Genomic DNA, 471 nt, shown 5'->3' with positions numbered 1-471 from the left:
CGTCATCCGCCTGCAAGTGCTCGATCAACTTAATGAGTATCTGCGGCATGGCCGGCAGACGGGCAATCAGCAATCGATTGCGAATGTCATGGTCAGGTTGATGCATCGTATCCAGCTTTGCCGCCAGTGGTCGTCGAATAAGGAGGAGGTACTCAACGGCTCAGTACCGCAAAAAGTTATTTTTCCGTCAGTATTTCACGCAGGTTTTGGGCTTGAAATTACGTTTGGAAAAGTTATATTAGCATAAAGTATCATGATAACTTGGCAGCTATCAAGTAGCTATTTATCTTTCATTCTAAACTATTTCAATTTCCTCCCGTAAATAAGTGTTAACCGGGATGGCGTAGAAGCATGCGCCGGTAATGGCGCGACGTCAACCATAAAACGAGAGCAGAGGCACTAAAGGCCAGCTGTCCGGCCGCTAACCAGAGCACCGAGTGTGATAGAAACGGCGCGATCACGCCCGCCACC

At 48.4% G+C, this 471-nt stretch carries 1 protein-coding gene; it reads left to right on the top strand.

What is annotated here, in order from left to right; genetic code table 11:
- Nucleotides 1–247 (top strand): hypothetical protein (locus EE949_RS29435; RefSeq protein WP_164666714.1); only part of this gene is annotated, 247 nt, incomplete at its 5' end.
- Between the last annotated feature and the right edge of the window lie 224 nt (nt 248–471).

It is taken from the genome of Pseudomonas viridiflava, assembly GCF_900602065.1.
Taxonomy (GTDB): Bacteria; Pseudomonadota; Gammaproteobacteria; order Pseudomonadales; family Pseudomonadaceae; genus Aquipseudomonas.
Note: the sequence above shows the minus strand (reverse complement) of the source record. Positions and strands in the feature narration are given on the sequence as shown.